The organism is Nocardia sp. NPDC050718 (genome assembly GCF_040654235.1).
Taxonomy (GTDB): Bacteria; Actinomycetota; Actinomycetes; order Mycobacteriales; family Mycobacteriaceae; genus Nocardia.
The window spans coordinates 744035-764908 of record NZ_JBFAHQ010000004.1 but is presented as its reverse complement, the minus strand read 5'-3'; the positions used below and the strand labels follow the sequence as shown (position 1 = coordinate 764908).

General features: G+C 68.7%; 20 protein-coding genes. 13 read left to right on the top strand and 7 right to left on the bottom strand.

Annotated elements, in window-relative coordinates; genetic code table 11:
- Positions 1 to 153: 153 nt before the first annotated feature.
- Complete coding sequence (locus AB0H54_RS22535) at positions 154 to 1389, top strand: cytochrome P450 (protein WP_357347498.1); 1236 nt, start codon at positions 154 to 156, stop codon at positions 1387 to 1389.
- A 73-nt stretch (positions 1390 to 1462) separates the two neighbouring features.
- Complete coding sequence (locus AB0H54_RS22530) at positions 1463 to 2959, top strand: carboxyl transferase domain-containing protein (protein ID WP_357347496.1); 1497 nt, start codon at positions 1463 to 1465, stop codon at positions 2957 to 2959.
- Positions 2960 to 3013: 54 nt separating this feature from the next.
- On the opposite strand, the gene AB0H54_RS22525 is transcribed toward AB0H54_RS22530, so the two are convergent.
- Both AB0H54_RS22525 and AB0H54_RS22520 read right to left on the bottom strand, forming a co-directional pair.
- Complete coding sequence (locus tag AB0H54_RS22525) at positions 3014 to 4141, bottom strand: NDMA-dependent alcohol dehydrogenase (protein WP_357347494.1); 1128 nt, start codon at positions 4139 to 4141, stop codon at positions 3014 to 3016.
- A 46-nt stretch (positions 4142 to 4187) separates the two neighbouring features.
- On the bottom strand, positions 4188 to 5000 hold the full coding sequence (locus AB0H54_RS22520) for an enoyl-CoA hydratase-related protein (RefSeq protein ID WP_357347492.1): 813 nt from the start codon (positions 4998 to 5000) through the stop codon (positions 4188 to 4190).
- 237 nt (positions 5001 to 5237) lie between these two features.
- Here AB0H54_RS22520 and AB0H54_RS22515 point away from each other — a divergent pair, with 237 nt between their 5' ends.
- From AB0H54_RS22515 to AB0H54_RS22465, 11 genes are all read left to right on the top strand, one after another.
- Entirely contained in the window at positions 5238 to 5384 is a 147-nt protein-coding gene (locus tag AB0H54_RS22515) for a hypothetical protein (RefSeq protein WP_357347490.1), read from the top strand.
- Positions 5381 to 7006 (top strand): AMP-binding protein, encoded by a 1626-nt coding sequence (locus AB0H54_RS22510; RefSeq protein ID WP_357347488.1) that lies wholly within the window; start codon positions 5381 to 5383, stop codon positions 7004 to 7006. The genes AB0H54_RS22515 and AB0H54_RS22510 overlap by 4 nt, the downstream gene beginning before the upstream one ends.
- A complete protein-coding gene (locus AB0H54_RS22505) occupies positions 7003 to 7842 on the top strand; it encodes an amidohydrolase family protein (protein ID WP_357347486.1) in 840 nt (279 codons plus the stop codon). Before AB0H54_RS22510 ends, AB0H54_RS22505 begins: the two co-directional genes overlap by 4 nt.
- A gap of 27 nt (positions 7843 to 7869) precedes the next feature.
- Positions 7870 to 8916 carry an acyl-CoA dehydrogenase gene (locus AB0H54_RS22500; RefSeq protein WP_357347484.1) on the top strand — a complete coding sequence of 349 codons (1047 nt, stop codon included), beginning with the start codon at positions 7870 to 7872 and terminating at the stop codon, positions 8914 to 8916.
- 15 nt (positions 8917 to 8931) lie between these two features.
- Entirely contained in the window at positions 8932 to 10134 is a 1203-nt protein-coding gene (locus AB0H54_RS22495; protein ID WP_357347482.1) for an acyl-CoA dehydrogenase family protein, read from the top strand.
- A 20-nt stretch (positions 10135 to 10154) separates the two neighbouring features.
- Positions 10155 to 11819: an OB-fold domain-containing protein gene (locus tag AB0H54_RS22490; RefSeq protein ID WP_357347480.1), complete on the top strand. Its 1665-nt coding sequence runs from the start codon at positions 10155 to 10157 to the stop codon at positions 11817 to 11819.
- Positions 11816 to 12730, top strand: coding sequence for an alpha/beta fold hydrolase (locus AB0H54_RS22485; protein ID WP_357347478.1), 915 nt, complete (start codon positions 11816 to 11818; stop codon positions 12728 to 12730). Before AB0H54_RS22490 ends, AB0H54_RS22485 begins: the two co-directional genes overlap by 4 nt.
- The gene (locus tag AB0H54_RS22480) at positions 12730 to 13146 is read left to right on the top strand and encodes an OB-fold domain-containing protein (RefSeq protein ID WP_357347476.1); all 417 of its coding nucleotides are present in this window, start codon (positions 12730 to 12732) and stop codon (positions 13144 to 13146) included. The genes AB0H54_RS22485 and AB0H54_RS22480 overlap by 1 nt, the downstream gene beginning before the upstream one ends.
- 18 nt (positions 13147 to 13164) lie before the next feature.
- Entirely contained in the window at positions 13165 to 14313 is a 1149-nt protein-coding gene (locus AB0H54_RS22475; RefSeq protein WP_357347474.1) for a thiolase family protein, read from the top strand.
- Positions 14314 to 14376: 63 nt separating this feature from the next.
- Entirely contained in the window at positions 14377 to 15387 is a 1011-nt protein-coding gene (locus tag AB0H54_RS22470) for a Rieske 2Fe-2S domain-containing protein (protein WP_357347472.1), read from the top strand.
- Between the two features lie 25 nt (positions 15388 to 15412).
- The gene (locus AB0H54_RS22465; protein WP_357347470.1) at positions 15413 to 16030 is read left to right on the top strand and encodes an isochorismatase family protein; all 618 of its coding nucleotides are present in this window, start codon (positions 15413 to 15415) and stop codon (positions 16028 to 16030) included.
- 73 nt (positions 16031 to 16103) lie between these two features.
- Here AB0H54_RS22465 and AB0H54_RS22460 read toward each other — a convergent pair whose 3' ends face one another.
- The 5 genes from AB0H54_RS22460 to AB0H54_RS22440 form a co-directional block, all read right to left on the bottom strand.
- Complete coding sequence (locus AB0H54_RS22460; RefSeq protein WP_357347468.1) at positions 16104 to 16406, bottom strand: hypothetical protein; 303 nt, start codon at positions 16404 to 16406, stop codon at positions 16104 to 16106.
- Complete coding sequence (locus AB0H54_RS22455; protein WP_357347466.1) at positions 16403 to 17920, bottom strand: fatty acid--CoA ligase family protein; 1518 nt, start codon at positions 17918 to 17920, stop codon at positions 16403 to 16405. Before AB0H54_RS22455 ends, AB0H54_RS22460 begins: the two co-directional genes overlap by 4 nt.
- Before the next feature lie 73 nt (positions 17921 to 17993).
- Positions 17994 to 19295 (bottom strand): amidohydrolase family protein, encoded by a 1302-nt coding sequence (locus tag AB0H54_RS22450; protein WP_357347464.1) that lies wholly within the window; start codon positions 19293 to 19295, stop codon positions 17994 to 17996.
- Between the two features lie 54 nt (positions 19296 to 19349).
- Positions 19350 to 19508 carry a DUF1059 domain-containing protein gene (locus AB0H54_RS22445; protein WP_357347462.1) on the bottom strand — a complete coding sequence of 53 codons (159 nt, stop codon included), beginning with the start codon at positions 19506 to 19508 and terminating at the stop codon, positions 19350 to 19352.
- On the bottom strand, positions 19505 to 20725 hold the full coding sequence (locus AB0H54_RS22440) for a CoA transferase (RefSeq protein ID WP_357347460.1): 1221 nt from the start codon (positions 20723 to 20725) through the stop codon (positions 19505 to 19507). The genes AB0H54_RS22445 and AB0H54_RS22440 overlap by 4 nt, the downstream gene beginning before the upstream one ends.
- Between the last annotated feature and the right edge of the window lie 149 nt (positions 20726 to 20874).

Below are 20874 nucleotides of genomic sequence, written 5' to 3'. Positions count from 1 at the left end.
TCTACCCCTTCGTAGATGCGACGGAAGTATTTACCGAATGCTTGACAGTAAGCCCAACTATAAATCACTGTTGTGTCCTGGACAACGCGCTCACCGGCGCCGGGCGACGCCACCCGGACCGGGCGGGCGCGCCGAGAATCCGAAAGGGTGCTGATGAGCATGCCGGTCGTCGACGAAGCCGCGAACGTCCTCGCGGATCCCACGGTCTACACCGATGAGAAGAGGCTGCACGCCGCGCTGTCGGCGCTGCGGGCCGGAAATCCGGTGGCGCGCGTGGAGGTGCCCGGCTACAAGCCGTTCTGGGCACTCACCAAGCACGCCGACATCATGGCGGTCGAACGTGCCGACAAGCGGTTCACGAACTGGCCGCGCCCCGTGCTGATGACCGCGCAGTCGGACGAGATGCAGGCCGCGGTCGGCATCAAGACCCTGATCCACATGGACGACCCACAGCACCGGGTCGTGCGCGCGATCGCCGCGGACTGGTTCGCGCCCAAGGCGATGCGCGCGATGAAGCTGCGGATCGAGGAACTCGCGGTGCGCTACGTCGACCGGATGCGCGACACCGGCGGCGAGTGCGATTTCGTCGGCGAGGTCGCGGTGAACTTCCCGCTGTATGTGATCATGTCGCTGCTCGGGGTACCCGAATCGGATTTCCCCCTCATGCTGAAGCTGACCCAGGAGCTCATGGGCAACGACGACGCCGAGCTGACGCGGTCGACCCCGGCGGACGAGACCACGAACGCGCTCATCGAGATGTTCGCCTACTTCCAGAAACTCACCGAATCGCGCCGCGCGCACCCGACCGACGACCTGGCCTCCACCATCGCGAACGCGACGATCGACGGCGAGCCGCTCTCGGACGTGGACATCGTGTCGTACTACGCGATCATCGCGACCGCGGGACACGACACCACCAGCAGCAGCATCTCCGGCGGCCTGCGCGCGCTCATCGAGAACCCCGATCAGCTCGACCGCCTCCGCGGTGACCTCGGGCTCATGCCCAAGGCCACCGAGGAGATCATCCGCTGGGTGACGCCGGTCAAGGCCTTCATGCGCACCGCGGCCGAGGACTCGGTGATCAACGGGGTCACGATTCCGGCGGGTGATTCGCTGCTGCTGTCGTATGTGTCGGCCAACCGCGACGAGGACGTGTTCGACGACCCGTTCCGGTTCGATGTCGGCCGCGAACCCAACAAGCACGTCGCCTTCGGGTACGGGGTGCATTTCTGTCTGGGTGCGGCGCTCGCGCGGATGGAGATCAGCAGCTTCTTCAACGAATTGCTGCCGAGACTGACGTCGGTGGAGCTCGCGGGTGAACCCGAGCTCACCGCGACGACATTCGTCGGCGGCCTCAAGCGCCTGCCGATCCGTTTCACCCTCGATTGACCAGGCCCCGGCCGATCCGTTCCCTGCCCCGCGTGCCGGCTGCGGCACGCTCAACACAGAAGACAGGCCCGAAATGAACCATGCCGATACCTGGGACGAGACCCTCGACGATCTCGAGCGGCGGCGCACCCGCGTGCTCGAGATGGGTGGCCCCGAGCGTGTCGCCAAACATCGCGGCAAGGGCAAACTCGACGCGCGGGCCCGGATCGAGCACCTGCTCGACCCGGGCACCTTCCAGGAATTCGGCACCCTGGTCGGCGGTGCGGTCGCCGCCGACGCGATCGTGGCGGGCTCGGGGCTGATCAACGGCATCCCGGTCATGGTCGGCGCCGAGGACTTCACCACCCTCGCGGGCACCATCGCCCCCGGCAGCAATGCCAAGCGCTACCGGCTGGCCGAACTGGCGGTGCGTGACCGGGTGCCGCTGGTGATGTTGCTCGAAGGCGCCGGTTTCCGGCCCACCGGCGACCACTACGGCCGCACGCCGACCGATCTGCTGGCCCAAGCCCAGTGTTCGGGCAAAGTGCCGGTGGTCACCGCGGTCCTCGGCCCCTCGGCAGGCCACGGCGCGCTGATCGCGCCCGTGGCCGACTTCGCGATCATGAGCAAGCAGGGCGCGATCTTCACCGCGGGACCGCCGGTGGTGAAGATGTCGACCGGTGAGGACGTCTCGAAGGAGGATCTGGGCGGCCCGGACGTCGCGATTCCCAGCGGGGTCGTCCACAACGTCTGCGAGACCGACGAGGAGGTCCTCGAGGAGATCCGCCGCTATCTGTCGTACTTCCCGCCGAGCGCGTGGTCCTACCCGCCGGTCTACCTGGCCGACGCGTCGACCGAACCCAGGGCGACACCGGAACTGCTGCGCATCGTCTCCCGGGACAACCGCAACTCCTACGACATGCGGGCCGTGCTCGACGTGGTCTTCGACGACACCGACTGGTTCGAGGTCCAGCCCGGTCACGGCACCGCCGTCATCTGCGCGCTGGCGCATCTGGGCGGTCACCCGGTCGCCGTCGTCGCCAATCAGCCGCAGGTGCTGGCCGGATCGATCGATGCCGACGCCGCGGACAAGGCGGCGCACTTCATCATGGTCGCCGACTCCTTCCATCTGCCGATCATCTTCCTCGCCGACAACCCGGGCATGTTGCCGGGCAGCGAGTCCGAACGGGAAGGCGTGTTGCGCAGCGGCGCACGGATGTTCGTCGCGCAGACCGCCGCGACCACGCTGAAACTGCACGTGACGTTGCGCAAGGCCTACGGATTCGGCTCGATGGTGATGTCGCTGATCGGATTCGACGGCCAGGCGGGCACCTTCGCCTACCCCGGAGCGACGATGGGAGCGATGAGCGCGGCCGCGCTGAGCAACGCCTCGCACGCGGAGGAGGAGCTCGCCGCCGAACTGCGCGAGATGGAGTTGACGGCGTCGTATCACTCGGCCGAGCACATGGGCTTCGACGAGCTCATCCGGCCGGAGGAGACGCGCAACACCTTGCTGCGGTCGCTGCAACGTGGCATCTACGCCCGGCAGGCGGCGGCGCAGCCGGTCGGGCGCACGGTCATCCTGCCCTGAACCGGGTGACGACGAAGGGGGTCGGGCGGCTGCCCGGCCCCCTTCGTCGATGGTTCAGCGATCGGACTCGGTGAACCGGATGATGCCGCGCAGTCCGGGGGTGCGGTGGATCTCCCCGTACGCCTCGTTGATCTGGTCGAGCCGGTACTCCTTGGTGCCCGCCGCGTCGAGGTCCAGGTCGCCGAGTTTGTGCAGCGCGAGCACCTCGAGGATGTCCTCGTGCGGGTTGCCGCCGCCGAACAGGGTGGCCTGGATGTTCTTCTGCAGCAGGGCGCGCATCGACAACGTGAGGGCGGCCTCGCCGGCCATGGTGGGACCCATGGCGGTGAGGACACAGGTACCCGTTCGGGCGGTCAGGTTCAGCCACGCCTCCAGATCGTGGCCGTCGCGGCGGCTCATCGACGCGATCACCTTGTGGCACATGCGTCCCGCGGTCGCATCGGCGATCGCCGTGGTGGCGGTCGCGAGATCCTGGAAGACCGCGGTGGCGCCGAGCTTCTCGGCCTGCGCGCGCTTCCAGGCGACCGGATCGACGACGAACACCCGGCCCGCGCCCGACAGCACCGCGCCTTGCAGCGTGGACGCCCCCGCCCCCGCCAGGCCGACGATGGCGACATCGTCACCGGGCTGGATCCGTGCGGTGTGCACGGCCGATCCGTAGCCGGTGGTGATGCCGCAGCCGACGAGACAGGCGATCTCGAACGGGATCGAGGGGTCGATCTTGACCACCGAGGCGCGATGCACGACGGCATAGGGCGCGAACGCGCCCACCAGGGCCATCGGATAGACATCGCGACCACCGGCGGTGACCCGGAAACTGCCGTCGGCGACGGCGGCGCCGCCGAGCAGGCCCGCGCCTAGGTCGCACAGATTGCACAGTCCGGCCCGGCACGGCGGGCAGACGCCGCAGGAGGGCACGAACGACATCGCCACGTGATCACCCACCCGCAGATCATCGACGCCCTCGCCGATCTCGACGACGACGCCCGCGCCTTCGTGGCCGCCCAGGACGGGGAAACCGGCCAGGTCGAGGTCTCCGGTCGCCAGATGGTGGTCGGCGTCGCACAATCCGGCCGTCTCCATCCGGATCTTGACCTCACCGGCTCGCGGGTCGCCGATCTCGATGTCCTCGATCGACCACGCCTCGTGCCGGTCGCGGATCAGTGCGCCTTTGGTTTTCATCGGACCTTCTTCGTTGTGTCGGGCGGGGACGTGGGGGTCGGCCGGGTCAGCGGCCCTGGAAGTCCGGGGCGCGGCGCTGCCGGAACGCGGCCAGACCTTCCTTGAAATCCGTGGTACGGCAGGCGAGTTCGAGCGCGTAGAGCTCGTTGTCCATGGCCTCGGCGAGCCCGGTGCCGAGGTTGCGGTGGACGGCCTGCTTGGCCAGGCCCAGCGCGACCGTCGGCCCGTTCGCCAGCCGGTCGAGCAACTCGGCGGTGGCGGTGTCGAGGTCGGCCGGGACGGTGGTGGCGTGGATCAGCCCCCAGTCCGCGGCCTCGGTGGCGGACACCTTCTCCCCGAGCAGCAGCATGCGTTTCGCCCGGGCGAGGCCGACGAGCCGGGGCAGCAGCCAGGTGGCGCCCGAATCGGGGCTGAACCCGCGCGGCAGGAAGGGTTCCCAGAACACCGCGTCGGTATCGGCGAGGGTGAAGTCGGCGGCGAGGGCCAGATTGCACCCGAGCCCGGCCGCCCATCCGCGCACGGTGCACACCACGGGCAGGTGGCAGGCGTGGAGGAGTTCGATCACCCGGTGGGCGGTGTGGGGGATGCGGCGGACCAGGTCGCCGGCAGGTGGCCTCCGTCCGGCGTCGTTGGTCGAGACCCAGTCGACACCGGCGCAGAAGTGCTCGCCCGCTCCGGCGAGGTGGACGACGCGCAACCGCTCGTCGGTGGCGGCGCCGGTCAGCGCCGTGGTCAAGGTGTCGATCATGCCGGGGGACAGGGCATTACGCCGGGTGCGTCGACGCAGCGTCAGGCGCAGTACCGGCCCGTCGCGGGTGACCTCGACCCTGCCCGTGGTGTCCTCGTCTTCGCCTGCCACCGGCGTACCGCCTTCCGATCATCGACGTCACAAATACTGTCGCCGATACTGTAAACGATACCGTTCCTGCTGGAGAGTGTTCGGTATTGCGGCCGAATTCCTTGCTTTCAACCCTACTGTTACGTATACAGTAGTCATATCTATTCGAGCTGCGGTACGTCGTGCGGCCACCGGGACGCGGTGGATCGACACCGGTGGCCACATGTCGAAGCGACCCCGCGACACGAGAGGATGTTGATGACCGCGCTCAGCTGTTCGGCGATCGACGTCGGCAACCAGTACTACGAGCCGCTCGCCGCCCTCACCTTCGACGGGCGATCGCCCGGAGCTGCGCTGGACGACACCGCCGTATCCGGTGACGCCGACAGCGGAGTGCCGCGGTGAGCGAGTGGACGATCAGCGCGGTCTTCGACGAGATCGCCGCGGCGGTACCCGACCGCACGGCCACGGTCTGCGGCGAACGGCGCCGTAGCTTCGGCGACACGGCGCTGCGTACCCGCCGATTCGCGAACTTCCTCGCGGGCCGGGGATTCGGCGTGCACACCGAACGGACCGAGCTCGACCGGTGGGAGTGCGGCCAGGACCGCATCGCGCTCGTCCTGCGCAACGACCAGTACCTCGACGTGATGCTCGGCTGCCTGAAAGCCCGGGTGGTGCCGGTCAATATCAACCACCACTACACCGTCCACGAGATCCGCGACCTGCTGGCCTACCTGCGGCCCCGCGGCATCGTCTACCACCGCTCGTTCGGCCCCGTCGTCGCCGAGGCGATGCCCGAAGGTGTCGATCTGCTGGTCTCGGTCGAGGACGGCAGCCGGATCCCGGAGCTCGCCGGCGTGACCGGATACGAGAACGCGGTGAACGTCGGGCGTCCGGAACCGGTGATCGACACCTCGCCCGACGACCTGGTCATGCTGTGCACCGGCGGCACCACCGGCAGGCCCAAGGGTGTGCTCTGGCGGCAGGGCGACATGTACGTCTCGTCCATGAACGGCGCCGATCACGACTCACCGGACGGACTGCACGAGCTGGCGCGGATGACCGGGCACGTGTGGTTCGCGGTATCGCCACTGTCGCACGCGGCCGGCATCTGGACCTCGTTCGCGGGCCTGCTGGCCGGGCAGACCGTGGTGCTCTACGACGATCGCGAGCGCTTCGACGCCGCGAACGCCCTGCGGATCGCCGAGACCGAGCGGGCCGCGCTCATGACCATCGTCGGCGACGCCTACGCCGGACCACTGGTCCGCGCGTTGCGCGCCGGCGACTACGATCTGTCGGCTCTGCTGGCGATCGGCACCGGCGGCGCGGCGACGAACCCGGTGCACCGGCACGACCTGCTCGAGCTGCTGCCGCACGCCTACATCGTCGAAGGCTACGGATCCTCCGAAACCGGGGGAATGGGCTTCGGCCGCAGCACCCGCGGCAACGAGGTCGACACCTTCGCCCCGATGCCCGGTGGCACCGCGGTGTCGCACGACCGCACCCGTTTCCTGACGCCGGGGGAGACCGAGGTCGGCTGGGCGGCCCGGACCGGCCGGGTGCCGCTGGGCTACTTCCAGGACCGCGAGGCCACCGAACGCACCTTCCCCGAGATCGCTGGCGTGCGCACGGCGGTGCCCGGCGACCGGGCCACCGTCGACGCCGACGGAACCCTGCGACTGCTCGGGCGCGACGCCCTGGTCGTGAACACCGGTGGCGAGAAGGTGTTCGTCGAGGAAGTCGAGGAGGTCCTGCGCGCCCACCCGCACATCCGCGACGCGCTGGTCGTCGGACGACCCAGTGCCACCTGGGGAAACGAAGTGGTCGCGCTGGCGTGCACGGACACCCCGGGCGACGACGTCGCGGCGGCGTTGCGCGAGCTGTGCCGCTCGCGCCTGGCCGGATTCAAGGTCCCCAAAGCGGTGATCTTCGTCGAGGAGATCCGGCGGCTCGGCAACGGCAAGCCGGACTATCGGTGGGCCATGCAGCGGGCGGTCGAGGAAACCGCGGAAGGAATCGGAGCATGAGCGAACGCAAGGTCAACGACTGCCTGGTCAATGTGCACTTCGGCGAACGGGCGCAACCGCCCTGGATGCTCAAGGTCCGCGACGACTACTTCAAGGGCGGCAGCTCGATGTACGCCCCGGTCGACCTCGACGCCCTGCTCGGTGAGATGGACGAACAAGGCGTCGAGAAGGCCGTGCTGATGTACTCGATGGTCACGCCGTCGACGACCGCGCTGAAATTCGTCGAACAGCGACCGGACCGGTTCTCCCTGGCGGTCAACGGGGTCGACCTGCTGCACCCGGTCCCGTCGCTACGGGAACTGTCGGCACTCGTGCGCGATCTGCCCGTCAGCTATACGACCACCGGCGCCAGCTTCTGGGGCGACGGCCGATATCCGCCCACCGACGCCGTGTATTACCCGCTCTACTACAAATGCGCGGAAATGGGCCTGCCGCTGTGCATGAACACCGGCCTTCCCGGCCCGCCGATCCCTGGTGAAGTGCAGAACCCGATCTATCTCGATCGGGTCTGCTACCAGTTTCCGGAATTGCGGCTGTGCATGATCCACGGCGCCGATCCCTGGTGGGACACCGCCATCCGGCTGCTCATCAAGTACGAGAATCTGCGCTTGATGACCTCGGCGTGGTCACCGAAACGCTTGCCGGACAGCCTGATCCACTTCATGCGGACGCGGGGCAAGAACAAGGTGATCTTCGGCTCGGACTGGCCGGTGCTGGCCATGCGCCGCGTGGTGCCCGAGGCGCTGGCGCTGGATCTGCCCGAGGACGTGGTGGACAACTACCTCTACAACAACGCCGAGGAATTCTTCTTCGGCGACCGGCCCGTCAGCAATTGACGCAGGCGAAATCAGGAGCAAACCACAATGGACCGTTACGAATTGCGCAGGCAGGACTACTCCCTGTCCGCCGACCAGACCGAACTCCAGGCCGTCTACGCGAAGTTCTTCCGCTCGCGGAGTCCGATCGACACCGTCCGGGCCGCCGAGGAATCCGGCTTCGACAAGGACCTGTGGGAACAGCTGTGCGCCACCGGCGCCACCACGATGGCACTGCCCGAAGCCGCCGGTGGTGACGGTGCGACGCTGGTCGACCTGTCGCTGGTCGCCGAGGAACTCGGCCGTGCGCTCGCTCCGGTGCCGTGGATCGACCACGTCTGCGCCGCCCGGCTGCTCGCCCGCCTCGGCGCGCTGACCGGCGCGGCAGGTCGCGCCGTCGTCGAGGGCGAGCGCCTGGTCGCGCTCGACACCCGCGTCGATTCCGCGACGGGGCGGCGACTCGTCGGCGCCGCCGCCGCGGCCGACCGGATCATCGTGCGTGACGGCGAGGAGATCGTCGAGCTCGGCTTCGACACCCGTCCGACGCCGGTCGCCAACATCGGCAAACTGCCGATGGCGTGGGTGGATCCCGCCGCGGCCGATCACCGGACGGTGCTGGCCGCGGGGGCGGCGGCCCTGGCCGAATACGATCGCGCGCTGGACGAATGGCGGGTACTCACCGCGGCGGCCCTGGTCGGGCTCGTCGAGGAGACCTTGCGGATCGCCGCGGAGTTCGCGACCACCCGCTACACGATGGGCGTGCCGATCTCGACGCTGCAGGGCATCTCGCACCCGCTGGCCGATATCGCGATCACCGTCCACGCCGCCCGCAACCTGACCCGGCGCGCGGCCTGGTTCCTCGAACACGAACCCACCGTGCAGCCGGGTCTGCCCGCCGCCGCCTTCGTCTACATCGCCGAAGCGGCGCCCAGAGCGGCGACCACGGCGACCCACGTCCAAGGCGGTCTCGGAGTGTCCGAGGAATCGGCGGCCGCGTCCTACCTGCTCCGGGCCAGGGGCTGGCCGTTGGCCGGCGGTGACCTCGGAGCCAGCGCGGTGCAGGTCGCCGAACTCTTCGCCGCGGCGACCGCCTAGAAACGGAGTACGAACATGGATTTCTCACGCGTCGAACTGTCCAGCGAGGATCAGGAATTCCTCGACGGGGCACGGGAGTTCCTCACCACCCACGTCACCGACGAGGTGCGGCGCCGGGATCGCGAGACCGGTGACAACTTCGACGAGGGCGTCCATCTGGCCCTCGGTGCGGCCGGCTGGCTGAGCGCCGAACTCGCCGACGAGAGCGACGGGGGACTCGGCAGGCTGCGCAGGCGCCTGTGGGACCTGGAGAAGCGGCGGGTGCACATCCCCTGGGTCACCTGGGGCACCACCGCCATCGTGGCGACCTCGGTGCGCTCGCACGGTTCGGCGGAACTGCAGGCCGAAGTGCTGCCGGGGCTCGAGCGCGGCGAGATCCGGCTGTGCCTGGGCTACACCGAACCCGAGGGCGGATCCGATGTCGCGATGTGCAAGACCAGGGCGGTGCGCGACGGCGACCAGTGGGTGATCAACGGCTCGAAGATGTTCACCACCGGTGCGCACAACTGCCAGTACGTCTTCCTGATCACCAACACCGACCCCGAGGCGCGTAAACACAAGAGCCTCACCATGTTCCTGGTGCCGCTGGACAGTCCGGGCATCGAGATCCAGGGCATCAAGACGGTCGACGGCGACCGCACGAACATCGTGTACTACAGCGATGTCCGGGTCGACGACAGGTACCGCCTCGGCGCGGTCAACGAGGGCTGGTCGGTCCTGATGGGTCCGCTCAGTACCGAACACGGCGTGGTCGACGCCGAAGCCGACGGACTGCAGGACGTGTCGATCCTCGTGCACCAGGGCACCATGATGGCGACCTCGGTCGACCGGGTCACCGCGATCGCGGCGACGCCGGGGCCCGGTGGGCAGCGGCTGCTCGACGACCGCTCGGTGGCGTTGCGGCTGGGCCGTAGCATCGCCCGGATGGAAGCGGCCCTGTCCGCGCCGCACATGTTCGGCCGGGTGGCCATCGCCCAGACCATGCGCGACATCTCCCCGGACCTGATGGACATTCTCGGGCCCGCCGCCGCGCTGCCGATCGGCACCGAGGGCGCGGCCGACGACGGCGGCATGGAATACATCTTCCGATGGGCGCCGCTGTGCGGCATCTACGGCGGCACCCTCGAGGTGTTCCGCAACATGATCGCCCAGCACATCCTCGGACTCGGCAGGCCCACCTACGCACCGCTCGCCACGCCGAAGGCCACGGCGAGCTGACCGGCTCGGAGGGAGTACCCGTGGCCGAGGACACCCAGCGGCTGCCACCGCCGACGACGCCGGAGACCGAATTCTATTGGGCCTCCGGCGCCGACGGACTGCTGCGCTTCCGGCAGTGCCGGTCGTGCGCCGCGCTCGTGCATCCACCGCGGCCGGTGTGCCGGTACTGCCGGGGCGAGGACTTCGACATCGAGGCGGTCTCCGGATACGCCACGCTGGTCGGATTCACCGTCAACCACCGCTTCACGGTGCCCGGTCTGCCCGCACCGTATGTTGTCGCCCAGGTCGCCATCGCCGAGGACGACCGGGTTCGGTTGACCACCAACGTGATCGGTGCCGACCCGGCCGATCTCGCGCTGGGACAGCGGATGGTCGTGGAGTTCCAGCAGGCGGGCCGGAGCTGGCTGCCGCTGTTCCGGCCGGCGGATCCAGTGGCGGCGCAACCGCTTTCGGCGCTACCCACCGATCCGGTGGAACCGGCACGGCTGCGTGAGCGGATTCGCGGGCCGGTGACCGGGGCCAAGTTCGAGGACCGGGTCGCGATCACCGGCATCGGCCGGTCCCGGATCGGCCGTCGGCTCCTGGCCGACCCGATGTCGCTGACGGTGCAGGCGTGCCGGGCGGCGGTGCAGGACGCGGGACTGTCCTTCGACGACATCGATGGACTGTCGACCTACCCCGGATCCGGCGACTTCGGGCCGTTCGGTGAGGGCGGCGTCACCGCGGTGGAATCGGCACTCGGCCTGTACCCGACCTGGCACAACGGTGGCGCGGAAACCTTCGGGCCCGGCGGATCGGTGATCGCGGCCATGCTCGCCGTCGCCGGCGGGCTGGCCCGGCACGTTCTGTGCTTCCGCACGGTCTGGGAGTCGAGCTACGGCGAACTCGTGCGCACCGGGCGGATCACCCCGTCGGGCGGCATCACCGATCCCTGGCTGGTGCCCTTCGGTGCCGTGTCGGCCGCGCACCTGCTGGCCCAGACCGCGCAACGGCACTTCCACCGCTACGGTACCGACCGGGAGACCCTGGGCTGGATCGCGCTCAACCAGCGCGCCAACGCGGCGCTGGACCCGAGCGCGATCTACCGGGATCCGCTGACCATGGACGACTACCTGTCCGCGCGCACGATCACCACCCCGTTCGGTCTCTACGACTGCGACGTCCCCTGCGACGGCGCCGTGGCCGTGGTCGTCTCCGCGCGCGAAACCGCGGCCGATCTGGCCCAGCCCGCCGTCCTGGTGGAAGCGGTCGGAACGCAGATCGCCGAGCGCCTGGAATGGGATCAGAGCACCCTCACCCACGAACCGCAGGTGCTCGGCCAGGCCGCCCACCTGTGGTCACGCACCGACCTGCGCCCCGACGACGTGGATGTCGCCCAGCTGTACGACGGCTTCACCTTCAACTGCCTGTCCTGGATCGAAGCCCTCGGCTTCTGCGGCATCGGTGAGGCGAAGGACTTCCTGGCCGGCGGCGTCAACATCGCCCGCGACGGCGTTCTGCCGCTCAACACCCACGGCGGTCAGCTCTCGCACGGGCGCACGCACGGCATGGGCCTGATCCACGAGGCGGTCACCCAGTTGCGCGGGCAGGCGGGACAGCGGCAGATATCGGACGCCCGCGTCGCGGTCGTCAGCAGCGGGGGACTGACCCCCAGCGGAGTGATGTTGTTGCGGAGGGACGCATGAGTGACGAGAACGGTCCGGCCACCACCGGTCCGGTGGCCACCCGCACGGTCGACGTGGCAGGCATGAGGTTCTCGGCCCTGTGCGCCGAGGTCGCCGAGCCACGCGCGGTGGTGGTCGCGCTGCACGGCGGCGCCACCACCGCACAGTACTTCGACCTGCCCGACCGGCCGTGGTTGTCGCTGCTCCGCCTCGGCGCGCGGCTGGGGTTCACGGTGCTGGCGCTCGACCGCCCCGGCTACGGCGAATCCGCGCCGTGGGATCGCTCCTTCGACCCGCCCCAGCAGCGGGTCGACGCCACCTTCACCGCGATCGACGCGCTGCTCGGCACCGACCCGCGCGGCGCGGGCGTGTTCGTGCTCGGGCATTCGGCCGGCTGCGATCTGGCGGCCCGGATAGCCGCCGACCCCCGCGGGCACGACCTGCTCGGCCTCGAGCTGGCAGGCACCGGCGTGCACAAGCAACCCGCCGCGATCCGGGTCATCGAGGAAATCCACCGCACCCGGCGCCCCGGCGGCATCCGGGACCTGCTGTGGAGCCCGCCGGACAGCTACCCACCCGAGGTGTTCGGCGGCCGGTCCCTGTCCTCGGCGACCCCGGTCTACGAGAACGTGGTCGTGCGGGAGTGGCCGACGGACTTCCCGGTGCTCGCCGAGCAGGTGCGGATCCCGGTGCGGCTGACCCACGCCGAGCACGAACGGGTGTGGCGCACCGATCCCGGCGCGGTGCGCGAGCTGGCCGCGATGTTCACCGTGGCGCCCCGGGTCGTGAACTACGAACAGGCCGGATGTGGCCACAACATGAGCGCCGGCTTCGGCGCCGCGGGCTATCACCTCGGGCTGCTGGCCTTCGTCGAGGAATGCGCGGTGCGAGCCGGAGACCTGGTGACGAATTCGACGAAGAGGAACGACTGATGCAGAGAATGATCGCCCCCGAGATATCCACCTGGCCGGAGCCGGACTTCCAGCTGATCGCCGGAGCGTGCGGCGACTGCGGCGCCTCGGTGTTCCCGGTCCAGGACCTGTGCCCGCGCTGTAGCAAGCCCGCGATCGAGCCGATCACGTTGCCACGCACGGGCACCCTCGTCGCCTGGACCACGCAGGGATTCCTGCCCGGCGCACCGTATCTCGGCGACGAGACCGCGGATACCTTCGTTCCGTTCGGCGTCGGGCTGGTCCAGCTCGGCGACATCATCCGGATCGAGGGGCGGCTGACCGAGAACGATCCGGCGACTTTGACATTCGGGATGAGTGTCGTGCTGACCAGCATCCCGCTCGGTACCGACGCCGAAGGCAACGAGGTTTTCACCTTCGCCTTCCAGCCCGCCTGACGGACAGGAACTTCTGAGATGACCAACGAGGTCGCGATCATCGGTGTGGGTATGCACCCGTTCGGTCGCTTTCCAGGCAAGACCGCCATGCAGATGGGGACCGACGCGATCCGCGCGGCCCTGGCCGACGCCGGCCTGGAGTGGCGGGACATCCAATTCGCCGTCGGCGGCAGCTGGGAGGTCGCCAACCCCGATGCCATCGTGTCGCTGATGGGCCTGACCGGGATCCCGTTCACCAACGTGTTCAACGCGTGCGCCACCTCGGCGTCGGCCACCGAGGCCTGTGCGGACGCGATCCGGCTCGGCAAATACGACATCGGCATCGCGATCGGCATGGACAAGCATCCACGCGGCGCGTTCACCGTCGACCCCACCCTGGTGGGGATGCCGAAATGGTACGGCGAGAACGGTCAGTACCTGACCACCCAGTTCTTCGGGATGAAAGCCAACCGCTACCTGCACGACCACGGCATCTCGGTGGACACCCTCGCCAAGGTCGCCGCCAAGAACTACCGCAACGGTGTGCTCAATCCGAATGCCTTCCGCCGCAAGCCGGTCGCCGAGGCCGACATCCTCGCCGCGCCCATGCTGAACTATCCACTGACCCACTACATGTTCTGTGCGCCGGACGAAGGCGCCGCCGCGGTGATCATGTGCCGCGCCGATATCGCGCACCGGTTCACCAGTACGCCGATCTACGTCCGGGCGGTGGAGGTACGCACCCGCACTTACGGTGCCTACGAGGTGAATACCACCTACGCGCCCGTGCAGGAGGTCGCGTCGCCGTCGGTGTTCGCCGCCCGCGCGGCCTTCGAGAGCGCGGGCATCGCCCCGGTCGACATCGACGTGGTCCAGTTGCAGGACACCGACGCGGGCGCGGAGGTCATCCACATGGCCGAGGCGGGTTTCTGCGCCGACGGCGAGCAGGAACGGCTGATCGCCGAAGGGGCGACCGAGATCTCCGGGACACTGCCGGTGAACACCGACGGGGGGCTCATCGCGAACGGGGAACCGATCGGCGCTTCGGGCATGCGCCAATTGCACGAGCTGGTGCTGCAACTGCGCGGCACCGCCGGTGAGCGCCAGGTCGCCGGCGGCCCCAAGGCCGGATTCGCCCTGCTCTACGGTGCGCCCGGCACCGCGGGCGCGACCATCGTGACGACCTGATCGGGAGCAGGCTATGCGATCCCGTACATGTCCGAGTACCCCATCCGGCACAGGAGGTGCCCTGTGAAAGTCCCGTTCACCTGGAAAGTCACCGGCTGGTTCATGGTCGGTTGGTCCGCGGAATTCCCGCAGGGGGAGACCAAGCCGCTGCACTACTTCGGTGAGGATCTCGTCGCCTACCGGGACGAGGCCGGGGAACTGCACATCCTCACCGGGCACTGCAAACATCTGGGCGCGCACCTCGGCCACGGCGGCAAGGTGGTCGGCGACTGTGTCGAGTGCCCGTTCCACGGCTGGCGGTGGGGCCCCGACGGCAGGAACCGGCACATCCCCGGCGAAGACCGGGTCAACCGCGGCCTGCGGCTGCAGGTGTATCCGGTGAACGAACAGAACGGGTGTGTCTTCCTGTGGCATCACCCCGAAGGCAACCCGCCGTCGTGGGAGATGCCCGACATCCTGCGCATGTTCCCGGAACTGGGCTCCGATCCCGTCGACTACTACCGGCCCTATCCGGAGTTCTCGAGCAAGACCGAACGCGAGCCGGTGCATCCGCAGGTCGTGCTCGAAAATGGTCCGGACAGTCTGCATTTCGAGTATGTCCACGGTGCGACCGTCACCCCGCAGATGCTCGACTACAGCGCCGTCGATCACACCTGGTCGTTCTTGACCGGCTGGCCCGACGCGCGCAGCGACGACCCGGACAAGATGGCGCTGAAGATCCACGCGCAGATGTTCGGTCTCGGTGGTTCGATCAGCGCGTTCGAGGGCTCGTCCCGGCATCGGCTGATCTTCGCCACCACCCCGGTCGACGACGAATCCTCGGACCTGTTCTATTCGATCTGGTGGCCGCGCAATCCCGGTGACGAATCCGATGTTCCGCCACCGGAAGTCCGGGCGCGGGTGGAGAAACAGTTCCTGGTCACGGTCTGGGAGGACCTGAGCATCTGGCGGTACCAGAAATACGTGGAGCACCCGCCGCTTTCACCCAAGGACGCCAAACCGTATCTGTCCCTGCGCAAGTGGGCGAAACAGTTCTACGACGTGCCGCCGGTGGACGCGCCGGTACGGACATGACCACGCTGTGCCCGCGGGCTCCGGCATGACGCGCAGGTCGCTGGCCGAGCTCGCGGCGCCCGGCCACACGGCCATCGTCACCCAGGAACTCCAGGGTGCGGTGGTCGGCGCGTCGGCCGGGCTGCGCGCGCTGGCCGAGGAGGCCCGCGATACCGCGTTGCCCGCGATCGGCGCCCTGCTCCCCGCGGCCAGGGCGGCCGGCGTGCGGGTGGTGCACTGCCTGGTCTGGCGTCGGCCCGATGGCCTCGGGTCCAACCACAACGCGAAGCTGTTCGCCCTCGGCGCGCGCGGCGTTCCGCTGGAGCCCGATACCGAGGCCACCGCATTGCTGCCCGAATTCGGGCCCGAGTCAGGTGATCTGGTGCTGCGGCGCAGGCACGGGCTCGGTCCCATGGGTGGCACCGACCTCGACGCGGTGCTGCGCAACCTCGGGGTGACGACAGTGGTCGCGGTGGGCGTCTCGCTGAATGTGGCCATCCCGAATCTGGTGATGGACGCGGTCAACGCCGCCTACGACGTGGTGGTGCCCCGGGACGCCGTGGCAGGCATCCCCCGCGCGTACGGGGCGGCGATGATCGAGAACACGCTGTCGATGATCGCCACGATCACCACGACCGAAGAACTGCTGGCCGCCTGGCGCTGACCCGGTCGGCACCACGAAACACCAACGGCGCTCCTGCCTTTCGTGCAGGAGCGCCGTCGGTGTCTCGTGCCGCTCAGTCGCTGGACGGAAGTTGCTTGGCTTCCTTGAGATCCAGGGGCACCGCATCGACGTCCAGGGTGCCAACACCCGCACGGGTGACCAGGATCTCGGCGCCGGTGGCGTGGACGTAACGCTTGCCGACGGCGGTCCCGTCGGCGAAATCCGGGTCGATGACCGCGTGTGCGTCCTTGGCCGCGCCCAGGTTCACCATGGGGGTGCCACCACAGCGCAAGCCCGCGATGGCGTCGGTGGCTTTGATGACGATGACCTGGGTGTCGCAGACCTGGCTTTCGAGGCGGGTTCCGCTGGTGATCACGATGCTCCTCGGGTGGTGGTCGCGGCGGAGAGCTCGTCGACGAGATCGCGCCGCAGGATCTTGCCTGTGGGGTTGGTCGGGAGGTCTGTCCGGAAGACGACCCGGTCCGGAGTACGAGAACCGCGCAGGTTCGCGCGGACGTGTTCGCGCAGCCGTTCCGGGTCCGGGGCCGCACCGGGGACCGGCACGACAACGGCGACCAGGATCTGGCCCCACTGCTGGTCCGGTAGGCCGACGACAGCCACCTGGGCCACCTCGGGATGCTCGACCAGGACGTCCTCGAGCTCGGCCGGGGCGATGTTCTCGCCGCCGCGGATGATGGTGTCGTCGGAGCGCCCACCGATGAACAGATAGCCGTCGGCGTCCAACGCGGCCAGGTCCCTGGTCGGGAACCATCCGTCGTCGTCGAGCACCGAGCCGAGGCCACGATAGACCCCGGACACCTGTGGGCCCCGGACGAAGAGCTCGCCGATCTCGCCGGGCGCCAGGACGGTTCCGTCCTCGGCCCGGATCTGCAGTTCGATGCCCGGCACCGCCCGTCCGACCGAACCGAGCCTGCGGGCGATCGCGGGATCGGTCGCCGCGAAGGCGATCCGATGATCCTCCGGTGTCGACACCGCGATGGTCGAGCTGGTCTCGGTGAGCCCGTAGGCGTTGACGAGGCCGACCTCCGGCAGCAGCTCGAGGGTCGCGCGGACCAGCGGCATCGGCGCGCGGGAACCACCGTAGGCGAGGGTGCGCAGGCTCGGCAGTCCTGGCCCCGGCGCCGCGCGCAGGGCGGTGACGATCCGGTCGAGCATCGTCGGCACGACCGTCGCGTTGGTGACGGCTTTCTCCCGGACCAGCGTGATCCAGCGTTGCGCGTCGAACTGGCGCAGATACACCGTGGTCCGGCCGGCATAGAGGTTCGACAGGGCGGCACCCACACCGGCGATGTGGTACGGCGGGACACAGATCAGGGCCGCGTCCGTCGGTGCGGCGGAGCCGAAGTCGACGGTGCCCATGACATAGCTCGTCAGGTTGGCGTGGGTGAGTTCGACGGCCTTGGGCTGTGCGGTCGTGCCCGAGGTGAACAGCAGGACCGCCGTGTCCTCGGGAGCGGGCTCGCTGATCGTGGTGTCGCCGGCGGCGTCGCGGATCGCGGTGCAGAAGAGCGCGGAGCTGATCACCTGCGTGCCGGTCCTCGCGACGATATCGGCGTACTCGTCGTCGGCGACGACCAGCGGTGTGGGGAGTCGCGCGATGAGCTCCAGCAGTGCGCTCGCGCCGAGGCGGTAGTTGAGTGGGGTGAACGCGCGACCCGCCCGCGCGGACCCGAACAGCAGCAGCGGCAGCATGATTCCGCCGGTGCCGACGTAGGCGACATGGCCCACACCCGCCGAGTCGATCAGGCCCGCCGCGCGGTCGGCCAGGCCGCTCAGCTCGGCCACGGTGGTCGTGGTGCCGTCGGCGACGACGGCGTTGTGGTCGGGCCGGGTGGCCGCGGCCATCTCGAGGAGCACGGAAATGCTCAAGATCTCACCTCATCGGTTCACAGCGGAGGCGGCCACCCCGAATGTGTTCCGGGGTGGCGCGCGGTCGTACCGGTCAGCTCGCGGTGTGCGCGGTGGCTGCCTTGATCTGGGCCTGGAAGGCGGCCAGCTTGTCCTCGGCCGCCGAGGTGGTCCGCTGGCTGCGGGACCGGATACTGACGTCGTGGTCGGCCGCGGCGGCACGCAGCGCGCCGACGGTGGCCTGCTCCCTGGGGATGTGCTGGAACGGGTCGAAGGAGTACCAGCGCATCGCGTTCAGGTGCGTGATCTTGTCGATCTCGTCGTCGGGCACCTGCTCCTGCTCGAGCAGCGCGAACAACACCTCGGGAGCGTCGGGCCACATGGAGTCGCTGTGCGGGTAGTCCATCTCCCAGGAGATGTTGTCGACACCGATCTCGTGCCGGAGGCGGACACCGACCGGATCGCTGATGAAGCAGGTGAGGAAGTGGTCGCGGAACACCTCCGAGGGCAATTTGCCGCCGAAGTTCTGCAACGTCCAGGTCGAATGCATCTCGAAGGTGCGGTCCACCCGTTCCAGGAAATACGGGATCCAGCCCGTGCCGCCCTCGGACAGCGCGATCTTCAGGTCGGGGTAGTCCTTGACGGGCCGGGACCAGAGCAGATCGGCCGCCGCTTGCACGATGTTGAGGGGTTGCAGCGTGATCATCACGTCCGGCGGGGAGTCGACCGCGGGAATGGACAGCCGCCCCGACGACCCGATGTGCACACTCAGCACGGTGTCGGTATCGACGAGTGCCTTCCACAGCGGATTCCAGTACGGGTCATGGAAACTGGGGTAACCCAGCGCCGCCGGATTCTCACTGAAGGTCAGCGAATGGACGCCCTTGGCCGCGACCCGGCGGACCTCGGCGGCGCACAGCTCGGCGTCCCAGATCACCGGCAGCGCCATCGGGATGAAGCGGCCGGGGTAGGCGCCGCACCACTCATCGATGTGCCAGTCGTTGTAGGCCCGGACGAGCGCCAGCGAGAAGTCCGAATCCTCGGTCGCGAACAGCCTGCCCGCGAAGCCGGGGAAGGAGGGGAAGTTCATCGACGCCAGGATGCCGCCTGCGTTCATGTCCTTGATGCGCTCGTGCACGTCGAAACAGCCCGGCCGGATCTCGTCGAGGCCGTCGGGCTCGAGGCCGTACTCCTCTTTCGGCCGCCCCGCCACGGCATTGAGGGCGACATTCGGGATGACGGTGTCGCGAAACTTCCAGACATCGGCACCGTCGGGGGTATGCACCAGGCGCGGAGCGTCGGCGGCGTATTTCTTCGGCAGGTGTTCGGCGAACATGTCCGGCGGTTCGATGATGTGGTCATCGACGCTGATCAGGATCATATCGTTCTTGTCCACGAGCACTCTCCTAACTGAGTTACCGTAAGTATTACTATAAAGATTTCCGCAGGGCTAGTGGGCCAGGAAGAGGATTTGTTCCCTGGTGTAGCTGTGGTCGGGATGGCTCTCGATCAAGTGCTGCCGAGCTCGGTCGACGAGGTCGTCTTCGTCGGCGCCGGTCAGCCACTCGCCGCACGGGCAGCTGAGGTACCGCTTCCCCGTCTCGGTCACAGGATCGCGCCGCTGTCCTTGGCCGCGACGATGTCGTCCCAGCTCAGGCCGATCTCGAGCAGGATCGTCTCGGTGTGTTCGCCGTACTCGGGTGCGCGGCTGGCCGGAGCCGGGGTCTCGTCGAACTGGACCGGGGCGGCGACCGTGCGGTACTCGGTGCCGCCGCTGTCGGTCATGGTCATGAGGTAGCCGTTGGCGCTGACCTGGGGGTCGGTCAGCACTTCCCGGGGGCTGGCGATGGTGGCCCACACGCCCGGCTCGTCCGCGAGGGCCTTCTGCCAGTGGGCGAGGTCCGCCTCGGCGAAGGTCTCGCGCAGCTCGGTGGTGGCGGCTTCCTGGTTGACGACCAGATTGGCGAGTGGGGTGAACCGTGGGTCGGTGCCCAGATCGGGGCGGCCGATGCGCTCGCAGAAGCCGGCCCAGAACCGATCGGCCTGCAGCAGCACCAGTTGCACCCAGCGGTTGTCCCGGGTGCGGTAGCGGTTGACGGCGGGGTTGAGGGCGGTGCCCGCCTCGCCCGCCGGAATCCGGTCGATGGCGTAGTAGTCGGCGGCGGCGATATCGGGCGCGACCGACCACATGCCCTGGGCGAGCAGCGAACTGTCGACGATCGGCGCGTGGCCGGTGCGCTCGCGATGGAACAGCGCGGCGGTGACGCCACCGGCCAGCGTGATGCCGCCTTGGAGATCGCCGAAGGCGGGGCCCTGTGCCATCGGGAACTCGGCGTCGGTCGGGGACAGGGCGTAGGCCACGCCCGCGCGGGCCAGGTAGCTCGCCGCGTCGAAACCGCCCCGGTTCTTCTCCGGGCCACGGCTGCCGTGGCCGCTGCCGCGCGCGATGATCACCGACGGGTTGAACTCGCGGATCTGCGGCACGGTCAACCCGGCGCGTTCGAGCGGCGCGGGCAGCCAATTGGTCAGGAAGACGTCGGCTTCGGCGATGAGGCGGCCCAGGATCCGCCTGCCCTGGTCGGATTTGATGTCGACGCCGATGCTGCGCTTGCCGTGATTGCCGAGTTCCATCATGAAATTGGCCTGGACCGCGGTGCCGGTGCCGTCGAGGCCGCCGATGGTCAGGTTGCGGCAGGGATCTCCGCCCCGGGTGTCCTCGACCTTGATGACATTCGCGCCCCAGTCGGCCAGTGCCGCGCCGGCGCTCGGCACATAGGTCCACGACGCCAGCTCGACAACCGTGACGCCACTGAGCAATCCGGACATCGGTGCTCCTTTCCCGCGATTGATACGTGTCCCGAAGTACTATACGGTAATCATTACAGTTAAACATCCAGGATGGTCATCGGGAGGCAATGTGAGCGAGGTCGTCGGCGAGCGGGCCGCACTGAGTCCGGAGCTGGGGCTGGTGGCCG

Coding starts and splice junctions, on each gene's coding strand:
- AB0H54_RS22535 (WP_357347498.1), top strand. CDS start 154: ATGAGCATGCCGGTCGTCGACGAAGCCGCGAACGTCCTCGCGGATCCC.
- AB0H54_RS22530 (WP_357347496.1), top strand. CDS start 1,463: ATGAACCATGCCGATACCTGGGACGAGACCCTCGACGATCTCGAGCGG.
- AB0H54_RS22525 (WP_357347494.1), bottom strand. CDS start 4,141: ATGAAAACCAAAGGCGCACTGATCCGCGACCGGCACGAGGCGTGGTCG.
- AB0H54_RS22515 (WP_357347490.1), top strand. CDS start 5,238: ATGACCGCGCTCAGCTGTTCGGCGATCGACGTCGGCAACCAGTACTAC.
- AB0H54_RS22505 (WP_357347486.1), top strand. CDS start 7,003: ATGAGCGAACGCAAGGTCAACGACTGCCTGGTCAATGTGCACTTCGGC.
- AB0H54_RS22500 (WP_357347484.1), top strand. CDS start 7,870: ATGGACCGTTACGAATTGCGCAGGCAGGACTACTCCCTGTCCGCCGAC.
- AB0H54_RS22495 (WP_357347482.1), top strand. CDS start 8,932: ATGGATTTCTCACGCGTCGAACTGTCCAGCGAGGATCAGGAATTCCTC.
- AB0H54_RS22485 (WP_357347478.1), top strand. CDS start 11,816: ATGAGTGACGAGAACGGTCCGGCCACCACCGGTCCGGTGGCCACCCGC.
- AB0H54_RS22480 (WP_357347476.1), top strand. CDS start 12,730: ATGCAGAGAATGATCGCCCCCGAGATATCCACCTGGCCGGAGCCGGAC.
- AB0H54_RS22475 (WP_357347474.1), top strand. CDS start 13,165: ATGACCAACGAGGTCGCGATCATCGGTGTGGGTATGCACCCGTTCGGT.
- AB0H54_RS22465 (WP_357347470.1), top strand. CDS start 15,413: ATGACGCGCAGGTCGCTGGCCGAGCTCGCGGCGCCCGGCCACACGGCC.
- AB0H54_RS22440 (WP_357347460.1), bottom strand. CDS start 20,725: ATGTCCGGATTGCTCAGTGGCGTCACGGTTGTCGAGCTGGCGTCGTGG.